Source organism: Burkholderia alba (genome assembly GCF_034721475.1).
GTDB classification, from domain to species: domain Bacteria; phylum Pseudomonadota; class Gammaproteobacteria; order Burkholderiales; family Burkholderiaceae; genus Burkholderia; species Burkholderia alba.
Genome location: NZ_JAWJWL010000011.1, coordinates 174,962 through 184,354, shown reverse-complemented (window position 1 = coordinate 184,354; position 9,393 = coordinate 174,962). Strand labels below are relative to the sequence as shown.

General features: G+C 70.7%; 6 protein-coding genes. 1 reads left to right on the top strand and 5 read right to left on the bottom strand.

The annotated features are described in order from the left end of the window. Positions 1-169: 169 nt before the first annotated feature. The 5 genes from RZR99_RS15015 to gspI form a co-directional block, all read right to left on the bottom strand. Complete coding sequence (locus tag RZR99_RS15015; RefSeq protein ID WP_323120567.1) at positions 170-2,422, bottom strand: tetratricopeptide repeat protein; 2,253 nt, start codon at positions 2,420-2,422, stop codon at positions 170-172. A gap of 14 nt (positions 2,423-2,436) precedes the next feature. Further along, positions 2,437-4,635: a tetratricopeptide repeat protein gene (locus RZR99_RS15010; RefSeq protein WP_323120566.1), complete on the bottom strand. Its 2,199-nt coding sequence runs from the start codon at positions 4,633-4,635 to the stop codon at positions 2,437-2,439. A 178-nt stretch (positions 4,636-4,813) separates the two neighbouring features. Continuing rightward, on the bottom strand, positions 4,814-7,075 hold the full coding sequence (locus RZR99_RS15005) for a tetratricopeptide repeat protein (protein ID WP_323120565.1): 2,262 nt from the start codon (positions 7,073-7,075) through the stop codon (positions 4,814-4,816). A 169-nt stretch (positions 7,076-7,244) separates the two neighbouring features. Then, a complete protein-coding gene (locus tag RZR99_RS15000; protein WP_323120564.1) occupies positions 7,245-7,907 on the bottom strand; it encodes a PulJ/GspJ family protein in 663 nt (220 codons plus the stop codon). Continuing rightward, positions 7,891-8,307 (bottom strand): type II secretion system minor pseudopilin GspI, encoded by a 417-nt coding sequence (gene gspI, locus RZR99_RS14995; RefSeq protein WP_323120563.1) that lies wholly within the window; start codon positions 8,305-8,307, stop codon positions 7,891-7,893. Before gspI ends, RZR99_RS15000 begins: the two co-directional genes overlap by 17 nt. A gap of 288 nt (positions 8,308-8,595) precedes the next feature. On the opposite strand from gspI, the gene RZR99_RS14990 reads away from it, so the two are divergent. Then, entirely contained in the window at positions 8,596-9,198 is a 603-nt protein-coding gene (locus RZR99_RS14990) for a hypothetical protein (protein WP_323120562.1), read from the top strand. The last annotated feature ends 195 nt before the right edge of the window (positions 9,199-9,393 follow it).

The window sequence follows — 9,393 nt, the reverse complement described above, 5'->3', positions numbered from 1 at the left end:
TTGTCACTGCCCCAGACTCGAAGAAAGGATGATTCGTGCGCTGTGCTCCACCGTGCCCCGGAGCGGCGCCGCCGATATCAATTGATAGGATTCGCCCATCCTTCGAAATTACGGGGCCGGCGTGGCACACGTATTTCCGGTGTTACGGACCATTTTGTCGTCCGAAAAGCTAGGCAACCCGCTCGCCGGACACCGCGCCCGAGGCCCGCGCCGCCAGCGCGCCGGCCACGCGTTCGATCACCGCCGGCCAGTCGCCCGGCCGGGTCTGGCGGAACAGGCGCGCGGCCGGATACCACGGGCTGTCCTCGCGCGCCAGCAGCCAGCGCCAGTCGGGCACGCGCGGCAGCAGCACCCAGACCGGCTTGCCGAGCGCGCCGGCGAGGTGCACGACCGACGTATCGACCGAAATCACCAGATCGAGATTCGCGACCAGCGCGGCCGTTTCCGCGAAGTCCCGCAGCTCGGCGCCGAAATGCACGATGCCGCTGTCGGCCAGCGCGGCGGCGTCGCGTTCGCGCACCGCCTGCTGCAGGCTCACGAACGTCGCGCCTTGCACGATCAGCGGCGCGAACGCGTCGAGCGCGATCGAGCGGTTCAGATCGTTCGCGTGCGTCGGGTTGCCCGACCATGCGAGTCCGACCCTCAGCCGACCCCGCGCGGCGCGCTCGTCGAGCCGCCGCTCCCACGCGCGCACGCGCGCGGGGTCGGCGTGCAGATACGGCGCCGGCGCGGGGATCGTCGCCAGTTCGGTGCCGAATGCGAGCGGCAGGCTCAGCAGCGGGCACTGCAGATCGAATGCCGGCAGCGGATCGCCTGACGCGACGAGCCGATGCACGCCGGGCAGCGACGCCAGCAGCGCCGTCAGCGCGCGCGGTACTTCGAGCACGACCGTCGCGCCGCGCGCGGCGACGAGCGCCGCATAGCGGCAGAACTGCAGCGTATCGCCGTAGCCCTGTTCCGCATGCAGCAGGATCGTCCTGCCGGCGAGCGGCTCTCGCCCCGACCAGAACGGCCGGTCCGCATGACGACGCGCCTGGGCCGCCTCGGGGGTGCGCCAGCGATACTCGTACTGCTTCCAGCCGGCGGCGAAATCACCGAGCAGCAGGCGGCAGTACGCTTCCTCGTGGTGGCCGGCCCGCTTGCCCGGCTCCAGTTCCTGCATCCGGCGATAGCAATCGAGCGCCTCGTCGAAACGCTGCAACTGCTGCAGCGCGCCGCCGCGCAGCGCCCAGCCGGCCGCATCGGCGGGTTCGATCCCGGCCGCCGCGCCGAAGCTCGCGAGCGCGTCGTCGTAGCGGCCGAGATGCTGCAGCGTATAGCCCCGGCTGACGAGCATCGGCGCATTCGGCCCCAGGCTTTCCAGCGCGCGGTCGTAGTGCGCGAGCGCCTCGCCGTGGCGTTCCATCATCCGCAGCGCGACCGCCTGATTGCCCAGCGCCGCGCGCTGGCCCGGGTCGAGCGCGAGCGCCCGCGCGTAAGCGTCGGCCGCCTCGGCATGGCGGCGCAGCCCCTGCAGCGCGTTCGCGCGCCCGAGCCAGGCGGCGGCATGCTCCGGCGCGCGCGCGAGGATCCGGTCCGCACGTTCGAGCAGCACGTCGTAGCGGCGCAGCAGATCGAGCGCCACGCAACTGTTGTAAAGCGCGTCCGGATCGTCCGGCGCGGCATCGAGCACCTGCTCGTAGCAGGCGAGCGCTTCCGCGTCGCGGCCGAGCGACAGCAGCATCGCGCCGCACAGCGACAGCAGCTCGGGCGTGTGCGGCCGCACGACGAGCGCGAGACGGTAGCCGCGCAGCGCTTCGTCGTAGCGTCTCAGATCGCGCAGCGCGTGCGCGCGGTTGACGTGGGTCGCGTAATCGTGGGAGGAGAGGGCGAGCGCGCGGTCGAAGCTGATCAGCGCATCCGCCGGGTGGCCGAGCGCGCGCAGCGCATTGCCGCGGTTGCTCCATGCCTCGGCCAGCGCGGGCGCGACGGCCAGCGCCTGCTCGTAGGCGGCGCGCGCGTCGGCGTGGCGGCCCAGCCCGAGGAGGGCATTGCCGAGGCTGACATGCGCTTGCGGATGGCGCGGCTCCAGCCGCAGCGCTTCGTGCAGCGGCGCCAGCGCCGCGTCGTGGCGGCCGAGTTTCACGAGCACGAGACCGTGATTCGCGAACGCCCACGCGTGACGCCGTTCGGTGCGCAACGCGCGGGCAATCAGTTGTTCCGCCTGCACCAGATCGCCGCGCTGGTCGCAGGCCGCGCCGAGCAGCAGCAACGCTTCCGCATGCGCGGGATCGAGCGCGAGCGCGCCGCGATACAGACGCTGCGCCTCGGCCAGATCGCCGCGCTCGTGCAGCGCACGCCCTTTCTGCAGCGCATCGCGGATCGCCGCCTGCAGCAGCGCGGACGGTCCCGCCGCACCGTTCCTCTGGTGATCGTGCCTCATCGCGCGCGCCCCGCTCAGGCCGCGGCCGGCGACGGCAGCGCGGCGCCGATCCGCGCGAGCACGTCGTGCCAGTCGCCCGCGCGCGTCTGCCTGACGAGCCGCGCGGCCGGATACCACGGCGTATCGTCGCGATCGAGCAGCCAGCGCCAGTCGGGCAGATACGGCAGCATCAGCCACAGCGGGCGTCCCAGCGCACCCGCCAGATGCGCGACCGAGGTGTCGACGCTCACGACGCCGTCGAGCGTCTGCAGCAGCGCGGCCGTATCGGCGAAGTCCCGGATCTCGTCGCCGAAATGTCGAATGGGCGAAGCATCGAGCAGCGGCCGCTCGTCGTCGCGCACCACCTTCTGGATGCTGATCCATTCGATCGAATCGGCCAGCATCGGCAGCAGACGATCGAGCGCGATCGAGCGATTGTGATCGTCGAGGTGATTCGGGTTGCCGGACCAAGCGATGCCGATGCGCGGCCGGCGGCGCTCGCCGAGCCGGACCCGCCACTGCGCGACGCGCGCGGGCTCCGCCCGCAGATACGGCACCTCGCGCGGAATCGATGCGAAATCGGTACGGAATGCCAACGGCAGGCTCAGCAGCGGGCAGTGGACGTCGAACGGCGGCAGCGGCTCGCCGGCGGCGACCACCTGATCGACGCCCGGCACGCTGCCGAGCAGCGCCTTCAACGTGCCCTGCACCTCCAGGACGACCCGCGCGCCGCGCGCCTTGACCTGCTCCGCGTAACGGCAGAACTGCAGCGTGTCGCCGAGCCCCTGCTCCGCATGCAGCAGAATGGTCCGTCCGTCGAGCGGCGCGTCGCCGAGCCAGAGCGGCTGCGCGAACGTGCGCCGGTGCGCGCCGACCTGCCGCTCCCGCCAGCGCCATTCGTATTCCGGCCAGCCCGCCTCGAAGCGGCCGGTCTGCAGATAGACGAACGCCTTCGTGAAATGCGCGGCGATGTCGTCCGGATCGATGTCGAGCACGCGATCGTAGCCGGCCAGCGCCTCGTCGTGGCGCCGCAGCGCGCGCAGCGTGTCCGCGCGCTGGAACAGCACGAACGCGTTCGCGGGATCGAGCGCGAGCGCGCGGTCGTGGCTCGCCAGCGCCTCGTCGTAGCGGTGCAGGCGCTGCAGGATCTTCCCGCGCGCGAACCACGCGGGCGCATAGCCGTCGTCGAGCGCCAGCGCCCGGTCGCAGCCGTCGAGCGCATCGTCGTACCGCCGCAGGACGACCAGCGTCTGCGACCGGTTGCAGCGCGTTTCGAGCGAGGCCGGCGCGATCTCCAGCGCGCGATCGAAACTGTCGAGCGCCTCCGCGTGGCGCGCGAGACCGTGCAGCGCATTGCCCCGGTTGGCGTGCGCGGCCGCGTGCAGCGGCGCGATGCGCAGCGCGCGGTCGCAGCGGCCCAGCGCGTCGCCGTAGCGGCCCAGGCGCTCCAGCACCACGGCGCTGTTGTAAAGCGCATCGACGCTATCGGGCTGGCTCGCGATCGCGTCGTTCAGGCTCGCGAGCGCGGGCGCCAGGCGGCCCAGCTCCGCGAACGCGAGGCCCTGCATGAGCAGCGTCTCGGCATGGCCGGGCGAAATCGCGAGCGCATGGCCATAGCTGTCCAGTGCGTCGTCGAGCCGACCCAGGTCGCGCAGCGCATGCGCGCGCAGCCGATGCGCATCGAACGCGCGGCCGTCGATCGACAGCGCGCGATCGGCACACGCCAGCGCTTCGTCGTGGCGGCCCAGCACCCGCAGCGCGTCGCCCCGGCGCCACCACGCGTCGATGGCCGTCGGCGCCACGTCGATCAGCCGCGCATAGCCGTCGACCGCTTCGCCGTGGCGGCCGAGGTCCGCCAGAATACCGGCGCGCAGCAGCAGTGCGCGAGGATGCGCCGGATTGAGCGCGAGCGCCGCGTCGGTGCGCGCGAGCGCTTCGTCGCGGCGGCCGAGACCGATCAGCACCGACGCATGATTCGACAGCGACAGCGCCGACGGCGTGCGCTCGATCGCGCGGCGCATGGCGGCGTCGGCATCGTCCATCCGGCCGTGCTGAAAATGCAGCACGCCGAGCAAATGCCAGGCATCGGCGTGATCCGGATCGATCCGCAGCGCTTCGCGATAGCCTCGTTCCGCTTCGGCAAGCGCGCCGCGTTGATGAAAGGCGCGCGCGCTGCCCAGCACGCTGTCGACCGCCGCCTCGCGCGGCAGCCCTCGTCCTGCTTCAAACACCATCGCTCTTCTCCTGGGACGCGGCCCCCGTCCCGGCATCGCGGCCAAGCCCGGCGCGTGCGGGACGGCTTGCCGTCCGCCGCGGCCGATGTCTTCAGCCCGCTCGTCCGATCGTGCGGCGCGCGAACGCCGCCGATCGCCCCAACGGCGCCCGAAAGCGCCCCCCCATCCTTTCGTTCCGCTAGATCCGCCCGGCCGGCTCCGCGCGGCTGAATCCGTCTTGCCGCATCCGTTCGGCGAGCGCGCCGCGCACTGCCTCGACCACGTGCGGCCAGTCGCCGGTCCGGGTTTGCCTGAACAGCCGCGCGTCCGGATACCAGGGGCTGTCGTCGCGGCCGGTCAGCCAGCGCCATTCGGACAGATGCGGCAGCAGAATCCACACCGGCCGGCCCAACGCGCCCGTCAGATGCGCGACCGACGTATCGACCGTCACGACGAGATCCAGCGACCGGATCAGCGCCGCCGTGTCCGAAAAGTCGCGCAGATCGGCGTCGAAGCGGCGCACGGGCGTGCGCGCCAGCAGCGCGGCATCCTGCGCGCGCGCGTCCTTCTGCACGCTGATCCATTCGACGTCGAGATCCAGCAAGGGCGCGAACATCGAGAAATCCATCGACCGGTGACGATCGTTGCGGTGCCCGGGATTGCCCGACCACGCGAGGCCGACGCGCGGCCGGCGACGCTCGCCCAGGCGATCGGCCCACTGCCGCGCGAGCGCCGGGTCGGCGTGCAGATACGGCGTGCGGGCCGGGATCGTCGGCAAACCGGTTCCGAAAGAAAACGGCAGGCTCGGCAGCGGGCAATGGCAGTCGAACGGCGGCGGCGCGTCGCCCGCCGCGATCACCTCGGCCGGACCGCTGAGCGAGCCCATCAGCGCGCGCAGCGCCGGCTGAACCTCGAGCACGACCCGCGCGCCCGCGTCGCGCAGCAGCGTCGCGTAGCGGCAGAACTGCAGCGTGTCGCCGAACCCCTGCTCCGCGTAGATCAGGATCGTGCGGCCGTCGAGCGGCGTGTCGCCCGACCACCTCGGTTGCGCGAACACCCGCTCCGCGTGTTCGTTCCCGGGGTTGCGCAGCCGCCATTCATACTTGGACCAGCCGCGCTCGAAATCCCCCTGCCGCAGCAGGATGAAGCCCTGCGCGAAATGCGCGTCGACATGATGCGGGTCGAGCGCGAGCGCGCGATCGTGCGCGGCGAGCGCGTCGTCGAAGCGGTGCATCTCGAACAGCGCGCTGCCGCGGTTGAACCACGCGGTGACATAGGACGGATCGAGCGCGAGCGCGCGGTCGAACGATTCCAGCGCTGCGTCGAAGCGCTGCTGCTCCTGCAGCACGTTGCCGCGATTGCACCACGCCTGAGGCAGCTGCGCCGCGCGCGCGAGCGCCGCGTCGTAGCATTGCAGCGCCTCGTCGTGGCGGCCCAGTTCGCGCAGCGCCGTGCCCTGGTTGCACAGCGCATCGGGCGAACCGGGTTCGAGTTCGAGCGCGCGCGCATAGGCCTGCAACGCGTCGTCGAACTGCTTCAGGTGCAGCAGCGCGTTGCCGCGCGTCGCGTGCGCCTTCGCATGGCCCGGTTCGAGCGCGAGCACGCGCGCGCACCGCTGAAGCGCTTCCTGCGGCCGCCCCAGCCGCTCCAGCGCGACCGCGCTGTTGTACAGCGCCTCGACGAAATCGGGCTGCGTCGCGATGGCTTCGTTGAAGCTCGCCAGCGCGTCCTTCGGGCGGTCGAGGTCGATCAGCGTGCGCCCGCGCGCCGACAGCACCTGCGGCTGGTTGGGCACGATCGACAGCGCGCGGTCGTAGTTCAGCAGCGCTTCGGCATAGCGGTGCAAGTCGCGCAGCACGTTGCCCAGATTGCAGTGCGATTCGAATGAACGCGGATCGACCGTCAACGCGCGCGCGTAGCTGTCGAGCGCCTCCTGAAGGCGCCCGAGCGCGCGCAGCGCGCTGCCCCGGTTGCACAGGGCATCCGACAGCAGCGGCGACACGGCGAGCGCCCGGTCGTAGGCGTCGAGGGCCGGCTCGACACGGCGCAGCCCCATCAGCGCATTGCCGCGCCGGACCAGCGACGGCACGTGCAACCGGTCGAGCGCCAGCGCCGCATCGAACTGTGCGAGCGCCGCATCGAGGCCGCCGCGCGCCGCGAACACAGCGCCGAGATCCGCCAGCACATCGGCGTCGGGCGCGAGCGCCGCCGCGCGCAGCAGCAGCGCTTCCGCGTCGGCCAGATTGCCCCGCTGCTGCTGCAGGATCCCGTAGAAGCGCAGCGCCTCCCGATGATCCGGCTGCGCCGCGAGCGCCGCGCGATACTCGCGCTCCGCATTGTCGAGCCGCCCCTCGCCGTGCCACGCCTTGGCCCGCGACACGAACGCGGCCGCGACGCGCGGGTCCGACCCGCTCGACCCCGGCTCAGCCTCACGCATGCCGTGCGGATGCTCGACCTCCATGCCCGCCTCCCGATTCTGTGGTGAAACCGAACTGTGATGCGCGGGGCGATCCGGCTGACCGTCGCCCCGCCGCTGCAAAGAGCCAGACTAGCGGAGCGCCGGTCACAGGCGTATGACGAATGTTACGGACCATTTTTGCCGGCGCGCGGCATGGCCCGCGCGGCAGGCGTCACTGGCCGATCGGGATCATCCGTTCGAACTCGCCGGGCGGCGAACCGGTCGTCACGGTGAATCGGATGCCGCGCGGCACCGGCATCCCGACCGCCGTGGCGTTGCCGATGCCGTGCTTCGACAGGAAGTCCGCATAGGACGCCGCGACGACCGCCTGATTCGCAGTCCACCCGCCCGGCGCGATCCAGACGGCGAGCTTCATCGAACGCACGTCGCGGCTCGCGACCACTTCCGCGAAACCGTCCATGTGCGCGAGCGCCGCGACCAGCTCGGACAGGCTCGACACGGGCTGGGACGCACCGCGGCGCAGCTCGCGCCCCTTGAGCCGGTAGCGCACGACCTGCAGCATCGCCGGCCCGTCGCCGATACCCAGATGCCGGACCAGCACCAGCTCGTCGGTGCCGAGTCGCAACGGCGGGCCGAAGACCTCGTCCGCCGTCGCGAGGTTGAGCGTGTCGTACTGAAGCTGCGAGAAGTAGCGGCCAAGCAGGCGCGTTTGCGCGAGGCTCGTCGCGATATCGTCGCGGCTGCGCACGGTGGCGTCGAGGCCGCGCCACGACAGCAGCGCGATCACGGCGAGCAGCGTGATCGCGACCAGCATCTCGATCAGCGTGAAGCCGGCCGCGCGCCCGCGCGCGCGCCGGTCAGTGCCGCGCTTCATCCTGCACCACCGTCACGACCGCCGCGAGCACCGTGCGACTGCCGGGCGACAGATACACGCTGACCTTCACCTGGCGCATGAGCGGATTACCCAGCGCGCTCACGGTCTGCCGGCAAAAAAAATGGTAGGGGCCCTGCGGGCAGTCGAAGCTGCGCTGCCCCACGTCGGGCCAGATCGAGGCGATGCGTATCGCGCTCAATGCGTTGTCGGCGCTCCATAGCGCAAGAAGCCGCGCCCGGGCCGTATCGGTATCGGCGGCGAGCGAACCCATCGCGCGCATCACCGCGCCGAGCGCGATCGCAACGATCGCCAGCGCGACCAGCACCTCGATCAGCGTGAAACCGCGCGTCTGGCCCCGTCGCGACACCTTCGCACCCGGCCCGGCAACCGCCTGCTCCATGTTTCGCATTCCTGGTTCCCCGGACACGCGTCGGCCCGCATCGATACGCCGAACGGCGCCGCAGACCCGATCGTCAGCGCGAAGCCGAGCCCCCTGTCGGGCGAATTCCACGTGGCGGCGCATTCGCACTGGTTTTGAGATGCGATCGCCCCGACCGCCCATGTCCCGCATCGCCCCTCGCTGCTTCGCCGATCCCGGCCGGCGCCGATCGTCGGCGTCACGGTCAATCGCGTGCCGGGTCCGCCGAACCTGCGTGGCGAAGCGATGCATCGACACACGGCGAGGAGAATGGGGTCCAAAGCAGGCGCTCATTATGCGCAGCGCATGTGGCGGATCCGTGTCGGCTCTTACGCACCTTTTTTGCCGCCCGGATCGAGGGAAGCATCGACTTGCATTCGCGCGTTTACCGAAGCGATTCGTTTCGCCGGTTCCGGGGTTTTGCAGGGTCTTGCCGCGAGACGAAACGCCTTCGCCGTGCCGGCGGACGACGAACCGGCCCGAACGACGCCTCCTGGCACGATGTCGCCGATGACGCTCGCGTCGACGAACGCCGGCCGGCACGATCGTGTGCCGGGGGCGGACTACCGTCGCCCGGCACACGATCGGAGCACGCACGCGCATCGAACAGGCAACCTCCTCAGCCCGAATCTCACCCGATCCGCGCGCGAACGGATCGCGCGGGTTCACATCCGATCCGCGCATTCACCCCCGATCCTCATCGGCTCGCGCTCGCCCGGATGCGCCGGATCCGGCGCCGCCGCATCGTCATCCGAAGGAATCGGCATGTTTAGTCTCGCATTGATTTTTGTTTATCGAACATACTCGCCCCGCGTCGAATCGACCTTCCCATCCAATCGAAAAGAAAGAATTGTAATGTTATGGATTTATTAATTTTCGTATTCCATTACTGAAAATTACAAAGTATATTCAGCGCTGGCGCATTCTGTGAAAACCGCCTTCGATCTACCCGCCGCCCCGTATCGCACGGCGGCGAGAAGTCCGTCCGGCGGGCCGCACGGCGAAAACAGCATCGCGTGGAAGCGCTCCGCTCCCGCGCGTCGCGCGTTTATCGCCGGTGCCTGCCTA